Raw genomic sequence first — 13446 nt, forward strand, 5'->3', positions numbered from 1 at the left:
TGAGCCGCCACGGCGATGGCGATGTGCCATGATCGGCAGTGTCGGCGTGACCGTGACGTCGGATCGGAATGACTCATATATCGGCGGCTCGGCCGCCGCGGACGATGAGGGGTGCGATTCGGATGACGTATGGACAGCAGCAACCCGGCTATCCCCCGGCGGGACCGAAACTCGGCGTCGGTGACGCCCTCGGTTACGCCTGGGACAAATTCAAGAACAACGCGGTGGTGTGGATCGCCATCGTCCTGATCGCGTTTCTGATTCAGCTGGCGCTCAATCTCCTCTTCAGCGTCGGCAATACCGGTGATACCGATTACAGCGACGGCGTCAGCTTCGGATTCAGTGTGTGGGGATTCATCGGCACCATCGTGAGTACCGTCGTCGGCTATCTGATTTCGGCGGCCTTCATCCGCGGCGCGCTGCACGAAATCGACGGGCACAAGCCCGGGTTCGGTGCGTTCTTCCAGTTCTCCCGGGTGGGCGCGGTGATCCTGGCCGGTCTGCTCGTCGGCGTGGCGACCGGCGTCGGCCTGCTGCTGTGCATCCTGCCCGGCCTGGTCATCGCATTCTTCACCTGGTGGACGATGCAATTCGTGATCGACCAGGATCAGGACCCGGTCTCGGCGATCAAATCCAGTTTCTCGGCGATCTCCAGCAACGCGGGTCCGCTGTTGCTGCTGGCGCTGGCGCTGTTCGGTATCAATGTCGTCGGCGCGCTGCTGTGTGGCCTCGGCCTGCTCGTGTCGATTCCGCTGACCATCATCGCCTCGACCTACGCCTACCGCGTGGTCGTCGGCGGACCGGTGGTCGGTGGGGCAGCCGTGCCGGAGCCGGGGTATCCGCAGTACGGCGGTCCGGCCGGTGGGTTCGGTGGACAGCCGGGTGGTCCGGGCTACGGCGGACCCGGGTACGGCGGTCCTGCTGGTGATCCGGGCTACGGCGGTCCTGCTGGTGGGCCGGGTTATGGCGGTCCTGCTGGTGGGCCGGGTTATGGCGGTCCTGCTGGTGGGCCGGGTTATGGCGGTCCTGCTGGTGGGCCGGGCTACGGCGGGCCCGCCGGTGGCCAGGGCTACGGTGGGCCGGCCGGTGAGCCGGGCTACGGCGGACCGGGCTACGGTGGTCCGCCCGCGAGCGGTCCGGGGGCCGGAGGCCCCGGTTACGGTGGGACACCTGCCGGTGGTCCCGGGTACGGCGACCAGGGGTACCCCGGCTACGGCGGACCCGGTTCGGGGGAGCCCGGCGGTCCTTCCGGCGAGCCCGATTCCGGTCCGGATCTGGGCAAGCCCAACGACCCGAGGCCCGACGACAACCGCTGACGAAACACCCACGAGGGGCGTGCGATGACCACATCGCGCGCCCCTCGCGTCTGTCTACTCGCAGCCGATGCCGTCCCCGTCCCGGTCGAGACCGTAGTCGTCGGGCCCGACGACCTGCACGCGCCCGGTGTAGACCGGCCCGTTGCCACTGCCGCCTGCACAGTCGACATCGCTGACGATGGGTAGGCAGGGGATGTAGGAGGAGTGGCACTTCGACGGTTGCGCGGTGGCGACGGCCGGGGTCGCGATCGCGAAGGCGAAGGCGGCGACGGCGGCGGACCCGAGAGTCACAGCATATTTCATGGAGCTCCGATCAGTTGTACAGCGGCGCACAGTGTTTCACGGCGGAGTGGTTTGCTGGAAACCTCTGTGCCGGTACCTGTCGGTAGCCTCGGCGACATCGTGGGACCCGAATTCGACGGGCGCGATGGGGAATCGGCGTCGTGGTCAGGCGGCGATGCGGGTGAGCCAGGGATGGCCGGGGTGGACCTTGGCCAGCCAGGTGTTCAGGCGGGCGAGCCTGGTGGGTGGGAGCAGGGGGAGGACGCGGTGGAAGTCGGTGTCGTCCTTGGGGCGGTGGGCCTTGGCCTTGAACAGCAGGACCACCTCGGGGATCAGGTAGGGGATGCGGGCGGAGCTGGTCAGGATGAGCTGGGAGTAGGGCAGGGTGATGGAGGGGTCGCGGCGGCAGATCCAGGTGTCACCGTCATGGGGTTCGCGGAAGACATCGAGGTGATAGGTGCCGGTGAACGGGTCGCGCAGCCAGGTCTGGTGTAGCTCGGGGTCGGCGGCGGCTCGCTCGTAGGGCCACAGGCGCCCGCCACCGACGACATCCCACCGGTATTCGGGGAAGGCGGCCGCGATCTGCGGGAAGTCCGTTCGGGGGACGGCGATTTCGATGTCCTCGTGCGCGCGCGAGATCGCGCCCGCGAACAGGTCGAGGGCCCATCCGCCCGCGATCGCCCAAGGCGCGGAACAGGATCCGAGACAAGCGGCCACCACGCTGGGGGTCCAGGGATCCCAGCGGCGGGCAGCTTCGGTCGCCGTGATCGGACGACCACCGGCCGGGAGGTTCATGACCCATCATGGACACAGGCATGGGTGCGGGCGCAAGCCTGTTGTGGGCGATGGTGATCGAGGTGATGCGGGTTCGTGAGCAAACCCGCCCGCACCCCTCAGCGGCGGCGGTCGGTGAGCCAGGCGAGGGGGCGGCGGTGGTGCGGGCGGGCGCGGTTCTCCCAGCGGGGGTTGTCCTCGTCGCGGCGGTAGGCGGCGACACGGCCCGCGATGGCGAAGCGCAGGGTGTGCGAGGTGCCGACCACTTCACCGTCGGCGGCGACGGGCGCGGGGGCGTCGAGGGCCACGGTGAGTTCGCGCATCTGGCGCTCGCCGTAGACCCGGCTGTGCCCGATCGCGGCGACCATCAGGGCGAGTACGGCGCGGGTGCGGGAGAATCGGACGTCGGCGCGCAGCCAGCGGACATCGAGCAGGCCCTCGTCCAGGCGGGACCGGAAGGCGGGCACCGCGCCGTGCGGGTGGTAGGGGCCGTTGCCGACGAACAGGAACCACAGGTCGTGCCAGCGGTCGTCGATCCGGGCTCTGATCGGTTCGGCGCGGCGCAGGGTCACCACCAGCGCGGCGGCGAAGGCGGGCCATTTGCCCCAGCGGTCCTCCCATTTCTCGCGCAGGCGGACCAGTTCGGGGTAGGCGCCGATGCTGGCGGTGTTGATCAGGTGGTGGGTGCGCGGACCGTCGGGGGTGTCGAATTCGACCGTGGCGATATCGACTTCGACGGCCTCGCCCGTGCCGGTCGCGTCCACGACCTCGCGCAGGTCGTAGACGCCGAGGTCGCGGGCGAAGTGGTTGAGCGTGCCCGTGGGGACGACGACGAGGGGCAGCTTGTTGCTGATCGCGACGGCGGCGGCCGCGGCGATGGTGCCGTCACCACCGGCCGCGCCGACTGCGACGATCGACGGGTCGATGGCCTCCTGCAGCTGGTCGATGGCGTCGCGACCCGATGCGGTCTGCAGCAGAGTCGCCGCGGGCATGGCCTCGGCGATATCGGCGGTGGGGTCGTAGGCGGCGTCGCCGGAGCGCGGATTGATCAGTAGCAGCAGTCCCTTGCCTTCGGCCAGGACAGGGGCGTCGTGGACGGCGTGCGCGTCGGCCTCGTCGGACTCGCGGATCGGCCACCAGCGCCGGGTGGTCAGCGCGACCCCGGTGCCGACGGCGGCACCGACCAGGACGTCGGAGGGCCAGTGCGCACCGGTGTGGACGCGCGAGTAGGCGACGGCCGCGGCCACCGGCGCCACGGCCAGGGCGGCGCGCGGGCTCTCCAAGGCGACGGCTGTGGCGAAGGCCGCCGCGTTGGCGCTGTGGCCGGACGGGAACGACGACGAGATGGGGGTGTCGACCAGGCGGCGGCCCAGCGGCATCAGTTCCGCCGGTGGGCGACGGCGCGGGATCAGCGTCTTGAGCACCAGGTTCACCGCGAAACTGGTGCCGCCCAGGGCGATCACACCGCGCAGTGCGGCCCGGCGTGGCGGACCCGGCCGGACCGCGAGCGCCGCTGCGACGGCCAGCCACAGGCGGCCGGTGTTCGCCGAGCGGGTGAGCCGCAGAATCGCGCCATCGGCCGAGGACTCCGGAATTCGGGACACGACCCGGCTCACGGACTCGTCCATCCGGGCGACATGGCGGAATCTGTGGCCGCGCGACTCACTCACCGCACCGACACTACCGGCGCGGGCGGTCGGTGGTTCCCGAGTCGGCAACCACCGCGTCCGAGATCGAATTGCGGTGTGGTGGCGGGGATCTGCGGGGGATCGCAGTCGGCGGTGGGCGACTCGGCGGACAGCGCCTGGAGGATGCGGCCGAGGTTGATCGACGATGAGCCGGTATCGGCGTTGGCGGCCGGGGCGGCGATGAGCAGCGGAGCGGTCGACACACCTCGGACCCGGTGGTCGCGCTGTCGGCGATAAACTCGGCCGATGACCGACACCAACCTGCTGCAGGGTCCGATCCATGACGTTCACGTCGAGCTCGGCGCGACCTTCGCGCCGTTCGGGGGCTGGGCGATGCCGGTCTCCTACGCGGGCACGGTGGGCGAGCACACCGCGACCAGGACCACGGTGGGCCTGTTCGACGTGAGCCACCTCGGCAAGGCGACCGTGCGCGGCGCGGGCGCCGCGGCCTTCGTGAACTCGGCGTTGACCAACGATCTGGGGCGGATCCGGCCGGGCAAGGCGCAGTACACGCTGTGCTGTACCCCCGAGGGCGGGGTGATCGACGATCTGATCGCCTACTACGTCGGCGACGACGAGGTGTTCCTCGTCCCGAACGCGGCCAACACCGCGGCTGTGGTGGCCGAACTGCGGACGGCGGCGCCCGAGGCGATCACGGTCACCGACGAGCATCGCGAGTACGCGGTCTTCGCCGTGCAGGGCCCGAAGTCGACCGAGGTGCTCGCCGCGCTCGGCCTGCCCACCGAGATGGAGTACATGGCCTACACCGACGCGCAGTGGCAGGGACGCCCGGTGCGGGTGTGCCGGACCGGCTACACCGGCGAGCACGGCTACGAGCTCCTGCCGACCTGGGACGACGCCGAGGCGGTGTTCCGTGCGCTGGTCGAGCGGGTGCGCGCCGCCGGAGGTGAGCCCGCCGGTCTGGGCGCGCGCGACACCCTGCGCACCGAGATGGGCTACCCGCTGCACGGCCACGAACTCTCCGTCGACATCACCCCGAACCAAGCCCGCACCGGCTGGGCCGTCGGCTGGAAGAAGCCGGAGTTCTGGGGCAAGGCGGCGCTCGAGCAGGAGAAGGCCGACGGCCCGCGCCGGACGCTGCTGGGGTTGAAGGCGCTCGATCGCGGCGTGCTGCGGCAGGGTCAGACCGTGCTGCGCGAGGGCGAACCGGTCGGCGAGACCACCTCGGGGACGTTCTCCCCGTCGCTCAAGGTCGGCATCGCGCTCGCGCTGCTCGACACCGACGCCAAGCTGGAACCGGGCGACGAAGTGGAGGTCGACGTGCGTGGGCGCAAGCTGCGCTGCGCGGTCGTCAAGCCGCCGTTCGTGGAGACCAACACCAAGTAATTCCCCAGCAGTGGGGGCGAGACAGCCAGAAATCGGCCCGGATAGGATCGCATCATGACAGTTGCTGCACAGTTCACTCGTATTCCGCATCCCGCGCCCGTCCCGGCGCAGCAGCGGGCAGAGGTACTGGCGGCCCCCGGGTTCGGGCGGTTCTTCACCGATCACATGGTCTCGATCGACTACGCCGACGGGCAGTGGGGCAATGCGCGCGTCGAGCCGTACGCTCCGCTGTCGATGGACCCGGCGACCATGGTGTTCCACTACGGTCAGGCGATCTTCGAGGGGCTCAAGGCCTACCGCCAGTCCGACGGCAGCATCGCCACCTTCCGCATCGACGCCAATGCCGCGCGGTTCCGCCGCTCGGCGGCGCGGATGGCGATGGCGGAGCTACCCGAGGAGCTGTTCATCGAGTCGGTGCGCCAGCTGCTCGACGTGGACGCCGACTGGGTGCCCGCCGCCGGCGGCGAGGACTCGCTGTACCTGCGCCCGTTCATGTTCTCCACCGAGGCCGGCCTCGGCGTGAAGCCCGCCGCGTCCTACAAGTACCTGCTGCTGGCCTCGCCCGCGGGCGCGTACTTCCCGCGTGGTGTGAAGCCGGTGCGGGTGTGGCTGTCCACCGAGTACGTGCGGGCGGCGCCCGGCGGGACAGGCGAGGCGAAGGTGGCCGGTAACTACGCCGCGTCGCTGCTGGCGCAGGCGCAGGCCACCGAGAAGGGCTGTGACCAGGTCGTGTGGCTGGACGCCTGCGAGCGCCGCTATGTCGAGGAGATGGGCACCAACAACCTGTTCTTCGTCTACGGCACCGGCTCGGAGGCCCGGCTGGTGACCCCGGAGCTGTCCGGTTCGCTGCTGCCCGGCATCACCCGCGATTCGCTGCTCACCCTGGCCGCCGACTCCGGTTACCCGGTCGAGGAGCGCAAGGTCTCGGTCGAGGAATGGCGCAAGGGCGCCGAATCCGGCGAGATCAGTGAGGTTTTCGCGTGCGGAACGGCCGCGGTGATCACGCCGGTGGGCTGGGTGCGCTCGACCGAGGGTGAGTTCAGCATCGGTGGCGGGGAGCCGGGTGAGGTCACCATGGCCCTGCGCGACACGCTCACCGGCATCCAGCGCGGCACCTTCGCCGACACCCACGGTTGGATGAAGAACCTGTAAGAGCCCCCACAGCAGGCAAGGAGCGGGTCCCGAATCGGGGCCCGCTCCTTCGCTGTCAGCCCGGCATCAGGGCCTGCCATTGCTGCAGGGACTGGGGGCGCAGCACGTAGTTGTTGTCGCGAACGGAAGCCAGTGCGGCGCTGGGCTCCTCGGAGTACCAGTGGCCGGGGTAGACGACCGGGTTGCCGTCGAGGGCCGAGAGGTAGCGGAGGCTGCGGAACATCTCGTCGGAGTCGCCACCGGGGAAATCGGTGCGGCCGCAGCCGTCGACGAAGAGGGTGTCGCCGGAGATGAGGCGGCCGTCGAACAGGAAGCACTGGCTGCCGGGGGTGTGGCCGGGGGTGTGCAGGAGTTCGATGTCGAAGGCGCCGACCCGCACCTTGTCGCCGTGGTCGTGGCCGGTCAGTTCGCTGGGGGCGATGCCGGTGGTCTGCGCGACCCAGTCCAGTTCCTGCTGGTTCACGTGCACGGGGACGCTGGTCTTCTCCAGCAGTTCGCGCACGCCACCGAGGGTGAAACCGAGCATGGTGCCGCCGACGTGGTCGGGGTGGTGGTGGGTGGCGAGCACGCCGGTGACGCGCATCCCGTCGGACTCGGCGACGTCGACCAGGTCCGCCGCGGCGTAGGCGGGGTCGACCAGGACGGTCTCGCCGGTCTCCCGGTCGCCGATCAGATACGCGAAGTTGCGCATCTGCGTGGCGATCGGATCGCCGACGGCGTAATCCCGGCCGGACAGCAGCTGGCGGAAGTAGAGGCGCTCCGAAGACATGTCGACCACTGTATTGCCACCGGTGTGCTGGGGTGGCATCCGCATACCGCTGACCGAACGATCTGTGCGAGCACACAAGCGGCCATGTCTTGGACTTGTGACCAGTTGGAGTTTGCCGACACCGCGGTTCCGCGCTATCCCCGCAGGGTGAACCCCACGGCGGCCAGCGCGACCGTGATCTCGACGAGCGCGCCGAGCACATCGCCGGACAGCCCCTCGAAGCGGCGCACGCAATGGCGGGTGATCAGCAGGGCCAGTGCGAGGGCGGCGACCACGACGATCGGGCCGAGCCAGCGTGCGCTGGGAACGACCGCCACGGAGCCGGCGATCGCGATGGTCGGCCAGATCGCGACCGCGGCGCGCGACTGGGTGCCCGCGACCAGCGCGCCGAACCCCGCGTCGGGCGCGGCGGTGACGCCTGGGCGGCATGCCAGGACCACGGCGACCCGGCCCGCGGCGACGGCGAGGACGAGGGCGAACCAGCGTTGCTGCTCGGCCAGCGTCGCGAAGGCCACGGCTTGGATGGCGACAGCGAAGACGAGAGCGGCCACGCCGAAAGGTCCCGCGCCACCGGACTTCATGATCTCGCGCGCCCGCGCGGGCGGGCCGTAGCCACCGAGTCCGTCGACGGTGTCGGCCAGCCCGTCGAGGTGCATACCCCGCGTGAGCAGGGCGAGCAGCCCGACGGTGAGCAGCCCTGTCAGCAGCGTGGTCAGCCCCGCCTGGTCGAACAGCCACATCGCCCCGGCCGCGATGCCACCGAGCGCGACGCCGATCAGCGGAGCACCAGTGATTGCCCGACCGGCGATCTGTCGGTCGACTGTCGCCGGTCCGGCCACCGGCACGACGGTGAGCCAGGAGACCGCCAGCCGAACGCCGTTCACGACCGACTCCCAGCGGACGTGCCTGCCGTTGATGTTGGACCGTTGATCACCAGGCTTTCAGGTGAGTATCGGCCGAGGATCGAACGCCACCACAGCCTGGTGATCAACGGTCCAGGTGGGTGCCCGGCGGCGCCCGCCACGTCGAGTCGCGCTCGGGGAATCTCCGCCGAGGGGGTCACTTGACCAGGTCGATGGTGGCCGAGTCCGCTTCGGCCGTGCTCACGCCGGCGTCGGCGAAGGTCGACATCTCGGCGAGGGTGGCGACGGCGGCGCGCAGGATCGGCAGGGCGGTCAGGGCGCCGGAGCCTTCGCCGAGGCGCATGTCGAGGTCGAGGAGCGGTTCCAGGCGCAGGTGCTTCAGGGCCAGGTCGTGGGCGGGTTCGGTGGAGCGGTGCGCGGGTAGCCACCAGGCTTTGGCGCCCGCGGCGAGGTCCTCGGCGACCAGGGCGGCGGCGGTGACGACGACACCGTCGAGCAGGACGGGGGTGCGCCGCGTCGCGGCCTGGGCCAGGAAGCCGGTCATGGCGGCGAAGTCGGCGCCCGCGGCGACGCGGAGCAGGTCGACGGGGTCGGTGGCCACCGGGCGGGCGCGGCGCATGCCATCGCGGATGGCGGCGACCTTGCGGATCCAGCCCGCGTCGTCGACCCCGGTGCCCCGGCCCACGGCGGCGACCGGTTCGGTGCCGGTGAGGGTGGCGATCAGGACGGTGGCGGGGGTGGTGTTGCCGATGCCCATGTCACCGGCCACGAGCAGGTCGGCGCCCCCGTCGATCTCCTCGTCGGCGATCGCGCGGCCCGCCGCCAGCGCCGCGGCGACCTCGTCCTCGGTCAGCGCGTCCTCGCGGTCGATCGACCCGCTGCCCCGGCGCACCTTGTGCCCGGCGATCGAGAGCTCGGTGTCCCCGTCGACGGCGATGTCGACGACCCGCACGGTCGCGCCGGCCACCGTGGCCAGCGCGTTCACCGCCGCGCCGCCGGCCAGGAAATTGGCCACCATCTGCGCGGTGACCTCGCTCGGATACGCCGAGACGCCGTGCTCGGCGACACCGTGATCACCGGCGAAGATCACCACCCGGGCCCGCTCGAACTCCGCGGGCGGGCAGACGCCCTGGCAGGCGGCGATCCAGTTGCCCAGCTCTTCGAGGCGCCCCAGCGACCCGGCCGGTTTGGTCAGCTGTTGCTGGCGCTGTTCAGCCGCCGCGCGCACCTGCGCGTCGGGGGCAGAGACCGGGGCGAATCCGTGAGTCACTGGCAAGCCTTTCGGTGTGGTGCCGGGGTGTTCGACGCTCATCTTGCCCGGATCGGGACCCGCCGCGCCGACCGACCCGCCTCATTTCAGTCGGACCGGCAACCCGGCCACGATGAGGAACGCGTCGTCGCACGCCCGCGCCAGACGCTGGTTGAGCGTGCCGATCTCGTCGCGGAACACTCGGCCCGAGCGCGTCGCGGGGATGACACCCATCCCGACCTCGGGCGAGACGATCACCAGCCGCTCCCCATAGGTCTCGACCGCGGCGACGAGCGCGTCGCAATCAGGGGCGACGGTGCCGCGCGGAGCCTCCCAGGCGGCGCGGGCATCGAGCCGGGCGGTGAGCCAGGTGCCGATGTCGTCGAGCAGGGTGGCCGGCGCCGGATCGGCGAGAACGGTTGCGGGCTCGATGTTCTCGACGGTCGACCAGTGCGCGGGGCGACGGTCGCGATGCCCGGCGATCCGGTCGGCGAAGTCGTGGTCGGCCGGGTCGAGAACGGCGGTCGCCAGATAGCGGACCGTACCCGCGTCGGCCAGCAGGTTCTCCGCGAAGGCGGACTTGCCGGAGCGCGCGCCGCCGAGGACGAGAGTGCGGGTGGCCATTCGAGCACGGTAGCAAGCGGCACTCGTCGGCCACACGCCGATGATCCAGCACACCGCGTACCTGTGCGTTGACCGCGCTCCTGCCCGCGCAGCCTGTGCCCTGCGCGCAGCTTGTGCACCCGCGCGCAGCCGGGGCACCTGTGCGGTCGGGACCGTGTGCCAGCGTGGTCGGGACCGTGTGCCTGCGTGCGGGGCAGGATCAGCGCGCGCCGAGGGCGTCGAGGATCATCGGGCGCGCCGTCGTGAGCGACTGCGCCCAGTACGGCCAGGTGTGGTTCCCGTTGAGGATGTCCACGCGCGCGGAGATGTCGAGCTCGGTCACCCGATCGCGGAAGATACCCGCCGCGACCGCGGTCATCGCCTCGAGGCTCATCGCGTGGACGGTGTCGCCGAGGCCGTACGGCGGGTCGAGCGGACCCGGGAGGCCATTGCCCGACGTCACGTACATCGGCAGACCGCGCAGCCGCTCGGCCTGGATGGTGGCGTCGTTGCGGCTCCACGCGGGATCGCCTACCGGGCCCCACATGTCGTCGACATGGAAACCGCCCTCGCCGAGCATGGCGGCCCGCATCGCCTCGTTCCACCACGGATAGGTCGGATTGACGAAGCCGGAGAACGATCCGGCGAAGCGGAACTGGTCGCGATGGTGGGCGGCCAGGATCAGCGCCGCGTTGCCGCCCATCGACGCGCCCACGATCGCGTTGTTGGTGCGGGAGATGCCGCGGCCCGCGAGGAATTCGGGCAGTTCGCGGGTGAGGAAGGTTTCCCACTTGTAGGTCGTGGTCTGGTTGTTGGTGCTGCTCGGCCGATACCAGTCGGTGTAGAAGCTCGAGCGGCCGCCGACCGGGAACACCAGCGTCACGTCGTCACCGGCGAATTGGTGCAGGGCGTCGGTGTCGGTGGTCCACTGGCTGTGCCCGGCGGGTGCGCGAAGGCCGTCGAGCAGATAGAGCGCCGAGCTGCCGCCGCGCGCGGCCCACCGCACCTGCACCTTGATCGGCCCCATGCTCGACGGGACGAACAGCTCCTCGAAACCGCCGGCGGGAGTGCGGGAGACAGGCGCCGCGGTGGCGACGGGCAGCCCGATCGAGGAGACGAACACGGCGGCGGTGACCACCGTCAGTACTCTTCTCAGCCGACGAAACCTACCCGACTCAGCGCGCGACACTCGGTCAGCTGATCAGCGGCGGATGACCACGTCAAGCCGATTCCGGCCGGAAATGATCGGCCGGGGTCGCCGATTGTGTTTGCTCACAGCGGGTTCGGTGCCTTCTTGACAGGTTGATGTCGACCTCAGCGCGCCTCGGCGGGCGTGCCGAAACGGCGGCGGTATTCGGTGGGCGCGATGCCGACCTGGCGCTGGAAATGGTGACGCAGCAGCGCGCCGGATCCGAAACCGGACTGATCGGCGATGCGTTCGAGCGGCAAGTCGGTGGCCTCGAGCAGCTGCTTGGCGAACAGCACACGCTGGGTGGTGAGCCACTTGACCGGCGTGGTGCCGGTCTCGGCGGCGAAACGGCGCGCGAACGTGCGGGTGGACATGCTGGCGCGGGCGGCGAGCTCGTCGACGGTGTGCGGGCGGGCCAGGTTCTCGGTGAGCCAGATCAGCGTGCTCGACAGGCTGTCGGTCTGGCAGTCGGGCACGGGCTGCTCGATGAACTGGCGCTGGCCGCCGTCGCGCTGGGGCGGCACGACCATGCGGCGGGCGATGCCGTTGGCCGCGGCCGAGCCGATCTCGCGGCGGACCAGGTGCAGGCAGGCGTCGATGCCCGCGGCGGTGCCCGCGCTGGTGATCAGGTTGCCCTCGTCGACGAACAGCACGTCGGGGTCGACGGTGGCGCTGGGAAAACGGGCGGCCAGCGTGTCGACGTAGCGCCAGTGCGTCGTGCACCTGCGACCGTCGAGCAGCCCGGCGGCGCCGGCGAGGAAGGCGCCGGAACAGACGGTGAGCACGGTCGCGCCCGCCTCGGACGCCGCGCGCACGGCCGCGACGACGCGCTGGTCGTACTGGTCGTCGACCACGATCGGGGAAGCCGGAATGGCGACCAGGTCGGCCCGCACCAGCTCGTCGAGGCCGTATTCGGGCGTGACGGTGACACCCGGAGTGGTCGAGCGCAGCGGTGTGCCGGGTGCGGCGCCGCAGACCCGGAAGTCGAAGCCGGGCAGGCCGTCGGCGGTCCGGTCGAGCCCGAAAACCTCGCAGACGACGCCGAATTCGAACATGGCGAGCTTCTCGTTGAGGACGACGGCCACCTTCGACAGCACCACCCCATGCTATCTGGCTGAATCTTTACGCACAATGACAGAACAGCCACTTTCGGCTGAAATCAGACGAGCGCAAACTTTCTGCCATGCTTACTTCTCTGATCGCCTTCGCCGTCATCGTCGGACTCGCCGTGCTTCTCGGCCGCGGCCCCGCGGGCTCCACCGGGGTCGTCGACCGCGACGCCCAGCGGGTCGGCGCCGAACTCGCCGCGATCGCCGGATACGCGAACAACATCGGCCCCGGTCGCGACTGAACGCACGAATGCCGTCCCCTCCGGCAGCGGGAACGGCATTCGGGACAGGAAATCTCAGACGGCGTCGCCAGGTCCGACGCGCGGCTTGGGGGCGCGCATCTTGCGGATCTGCGAGGCGCGGACGAACGAGTACCAGCCGAGCTTGAAACCGGTGTCGGTGGTGTCGGGGAAGCGCTCGATCACCCGGTTGTTCACGATCTTGCCGAGCACGAAGCCCTCGATGATCATGAACATCATCATCACCAGCATCGCCAAGGTGACGATGGTCTGCAGACCCGGCGCCACGAACATCGACATGATCAGCACCAGCGCCATCGGCATGAACAGGCCGACCAGATTGCGGCGGGCGTCGACCAGATCGCGCACATAGGCGCGGACCGGGCCCTGATCGCGCGGCAGCAGGTACTTGTCCTCGCCGGCGAGCATGCGGGCGCGGCGCTCCTGCACGGCGGCGCGGCGATCGGCGGCGGCGGCCTTGCGGTCGGCCTTGGTGCCTTTGACCGCCTTGCGGCGGGCGCGGGCCTCCTTGCGGGTCAGCGGGGCGGGCGCCATCGGGCCACGCCGCTTTCCTTCTGCCTCACGCCTTTTCGGGGTGGGACGACCCTTGCCGGGGGTGGTCGAAGTGGGTGCGGTAGCGGTCTGTTCGACATCCTGCACCGAGGGGTCGACGGACTCGTCGATGGTGCTGGACTCGCCGCGACGGAACAATTTCACGTTCACCAGGCTATTCGATGACGGCGAGGAGGACGAAACGCGGTCCGGTTCGCGGTGTGGCCGGTCTCATCGCGGCCCGGGTGAGAGCTGGCTCACCCCGTGGTGGCGCGTAGGGTGGGGCGAAGCACCCAGGTCGTGTCCACGGGTTG

General features: G+C 70.4%; 15 protein-coding genes. 4 read left to right on the forward strand and 11 right to left on the reverse strand.

All coding sequences use genetic code 11. The annotated features are described in order from the left end of the window. The first annotated feature begins 122 nt into the window (after nucleotides 1-122). Nucleotides 123-1316, forward strand: a complete 1194-nt coding sequence (locus BOX37_RS35185) for a hypothetical protein (RefSeq protein ID WP_071927228.1) — start codon at nucleotides 123-125, stop codon at nucleotides 1314-1316. A 54-nt stretch (nucleotides 1317-1370) separates the two neighbouring features. Here BOX37_RS35185 and BOX37_RS08835 read toward each other — a convergent pair whose 3' ends face one another. The 4 genes from BOX37_RS08835 to BOX37_RS08850 all read right to left on the reverse strand — a co-directional run bounded on the left by BOX37_RS08835 (nucleotide 1371) and on the right by BOX37_RS08850 (nucleotide 4263). After that, nucleotides 1371-1619, reverse strand: a complete 249-nt coding sequence (locus tag BOX37_RS08835; RefSeq protein WP_071927229.1) for an excalibur calcium-binding domain-containing protein — start codon at nucleotides 1617-1619, stop codon at nucleotides 1371-1373. 144 nt (nucleotides 1620-1763) lie between these two features. After that, nucleotides 1764-2393, reverse strand: coding sequence for a nucleotidyltransferase domain-containing protein (locus tag BOX37_RS08840; protein ID WP_071927230.1), 630 nt, complete (start codon nucleotides 2391-2393; stop codon nucleotides 1764-1766). 98 nt (nucleotides 2394-2491) lie between these two features. Beyond that, nucleotides 2492-4042, reverse strand: a complete 1551-nt coding sequence (locus BOX37_RS08845) for a bifunctional phosphatase PAP2/diacylglycerol kinase family protein (RefSeq protein WP_240505275.1) — start codon at nucleotides 4040-4042, stop codon at nucleotides 2492-2494. Continuing rightward, a complete protein-coding gene (locus BOX37_RS08850) occupies nucleotides 4039-4263 on the reverse strand; it encodes a hypothetical protein (protein ID WP_156910340.1) in 225 nt (74 codons plus the stop codon). Before BOX37_RS08850 ends, BOX37_RS08845 begins: the two co-directional genes overlap by 4 nt. A gap of 43 nt (nucleotides 4264-4306) precedes the next feature. Here BOX37_RS08850 and gcvT point away from each other — a divergent pair, with 43 nt between their 5' ends. Further along, entirely contained in the window at nucleotides 4307-5407 is a 1101-nt protein-coding gene (gene gcvT / locus BOX37_RS08855; RefSeq protein ID WP_071927232.1) for a glycine cleavage system aminomethyltransferase GcvT, read from the forward strand. Between the two features lie 54 nt (nucleotides 5408-5461). Next, entirely contained in the window at nucleotides 5462-6559 is a 1098-nt protein-coding gene (locus tag BOX37_RS08860) for a branched-chain amino acid aminotransferase (protein WP_071927233.1), read from the forward strand. A 55-nt stretch (nucleotides 6560-6614) separates the two neighbouring features. On the opposite strand, the gene BOX37_RS08865 is transcribed toward BOX37_RS08860, so the two are convergent. From BOX37_RS08865 to BOX37_RS08890, 6 genes are all read right to left on the reverse strand, one after another. Further along, nucleotides 6615-7328, reverse strand: a complete 714-nt coding sequence (locus BOX37_RS08865; RefSeq protein ID WP_071931298.1) for an MBL fold metallo-hydrolase — start codon at nucleotides 7326-7328, stop codon at nucleotides 6615-6617. Between the two features lie 134 nt (nucleotides 7329-7462). Next, the gene (locus tag BOX37_RS08870; protein WP_071927234.1) at nucleotides 7463-8212 is read right to left on the reverse strand and encodes an adenosylcobinamide-GDP ribazoletransferase; all 750 of its coding nucleotides are present in this window, start codon (nucleotides 8210-8212) and stop codon (nucleotides 7463-7465) included. A 175-nt stretch (nucleotides 8213-8387) separates the two neighbouring features. Next, the gene (gene cobT, locus BOX37_RS35190; RefSeq protein ID WP_071927235.1) at nucleotides 8388-9503 is read right to left on the reverse strand and encodes a nicotinate-nucleotide--dimethylbenzimidazole phosphoribosyltransferase; all 1116 of its coding nucleotides are present in this window, start codon (nucleotides 9501-9503) and stop codon (nucleotides 8388-8390) included. Between the two features lie 39 nt (nucleotides 9504-9542). Further along, nucleotides 9543-10064: a bifunctional adenosylcobinamide kinase/adenosylcobinamide-phosphate guanylyltransferase gene (locus BOX37_RS35195; protein WP_071927236.1), complete on the reverse strand. Its 522-nt coding sequence runs from the start codon at nucleotides 10062-10064 to the stop codon at nucleotides 9543-9545. A gap of 199 nt (nucleotides 10065-10263) precedes the next feature. Continuing rightward, the gene (locus BOX37_RS08885) at nucleotides 10264-11181 is read right to left on the reverse strand and encodes an alpha/beta hydrolase (RefSeq protein WP_240505277.1); all 918 of its coding nucleotides are present in this window, start codon (nucleotides 11179-11181) and stop codon (nucleotides 10264-10266) included. Between the two features lie 176 nt (nucleotides 11182-11357). Next, nucleotides 11358-12329, reverse strand: a complete 972-nt coding sequence (locus tag BOX37_RS08890) for a helix-turn-helix domain-containing protein (RefSeq protein ID WP_071931299.1) — start codon at nucleotides 12327-12329, stop codon at nucleotides 11358-11360. 86 nt (nucleotides 12330-12415) lie between these two features. Between BOX37_RS08890 and BOX37_RS33845 the strand changes: the two genes are divergently transcribed. Beyond that, nucleotides 12416-12583, forward strand: coding sequence for a hypothetical protein (locus tag BOX37_RS33845; RefSeq protein ID WP_156910341.1), 168 nt, complete (start codon nucleotides 12416-12418; stop codon nucleotides 12581-12583). Nucleotides 12584-12637: 54 nt separating this feature from the next. Here the strand turns inward: BOX37_RS33845 and BOX37_RS08895 are convergent, their stop codons facing one another. Continuing rightward, nucleotides 12638-13240 carry a DUF3043 domain-containing protein gene (locus BOX37_RS08895; RefSeq protein ID WP_420811615.1) on the reverse strand — a complete coding sequence of 201 codons (603 nt, stop codon included), beginning with the start codon at nucleotides 13238-13240 and terminating at the stop codon, nucleotides 12638-12640. Nucleotides 13241-13446: the final 206 nt, after the last annotated feature.

The organism is Nocardia mangyaensis (assembly GCF_001886715.1).
In the GTDB taxonomy this organism is placed as follows: domain Bacteria; phylum Actinomycetota; class Actinomycetes; order Mycobacteriales; family Mycobacteriaceae; genus Nocardia; species Nocardia mangyaensis.

What these genes read in the sequence shown, in the direction of transcription:
- BOX37_RS35185 (WP_071927228.1), top strand. Translation starts at nt 123, where the DNA reads ATGACGTATGGACAGCAGCAACCCGGCTATCCCCCGGCGGGACCGAAA.
- BOX37_RS08835 (WP_071927229.1), bottom strand. Translation starts at nt 1,619, where the DNA reads ATGAAATATGCTGTGACTCTCGGGTCCGCCGCCGTCGCCGCCTTCGCC.
- BOX37_RS08840 (WP_071927230.1), bottom strand. Translation starts at nt 2,393, where the DNA reads ATGAACCTCCCGGCCGGTGGTCGTCCGATCACGGCGACCGAAGCTGCC.
- gcvT (WP_071927232.1), top strand. Translation starts at nt 4,307, where the DNA reads ATGACCGACACCAACCTGCTGCAGGGTCCGATCCATGACGTTCACGTC.
- BOX37_RS08860 (WP_071927233.1), top strand. Translation starts at nt 5,462, where the DNA reads ATGACAGTTGCTGCACAGTTCACTCGTATTCCGCATCCCGCGCCCGTC.
- BOX37_RS08865 (WP_071931298.1), bottom strand. Translation starts at nt 7,328, where the DNA reads ATGTCTTCGGAGCGCCTCTACTTCCGCCAGCTGCTGTCCGGCCGGGAT.
- cobT (WP_071927235.1), bottom strand. Translation starts at nt 9,503, where the DNA reads ATGAGCGTCGAACACCCCGGCACCACACCGAAAGGCTTGCCAGTGACT.
- BOX37_RS35195 (WP_071927236.1), bottom strand. Translation starts at nt 10,064, where the DNA reads ATGGCCACCCGCACTCTCGTCCTCGGCGGCGCGCGCTCCGGCAAGTCC.
- BOX37_RS33845 (WP_156910341.1), top strand. Translation starts at nt 12,416, where the DNA reads ATGCTTACTTCTCTGATCGCCTTCGCCGTCATCGTCGGACTCGCCGTG.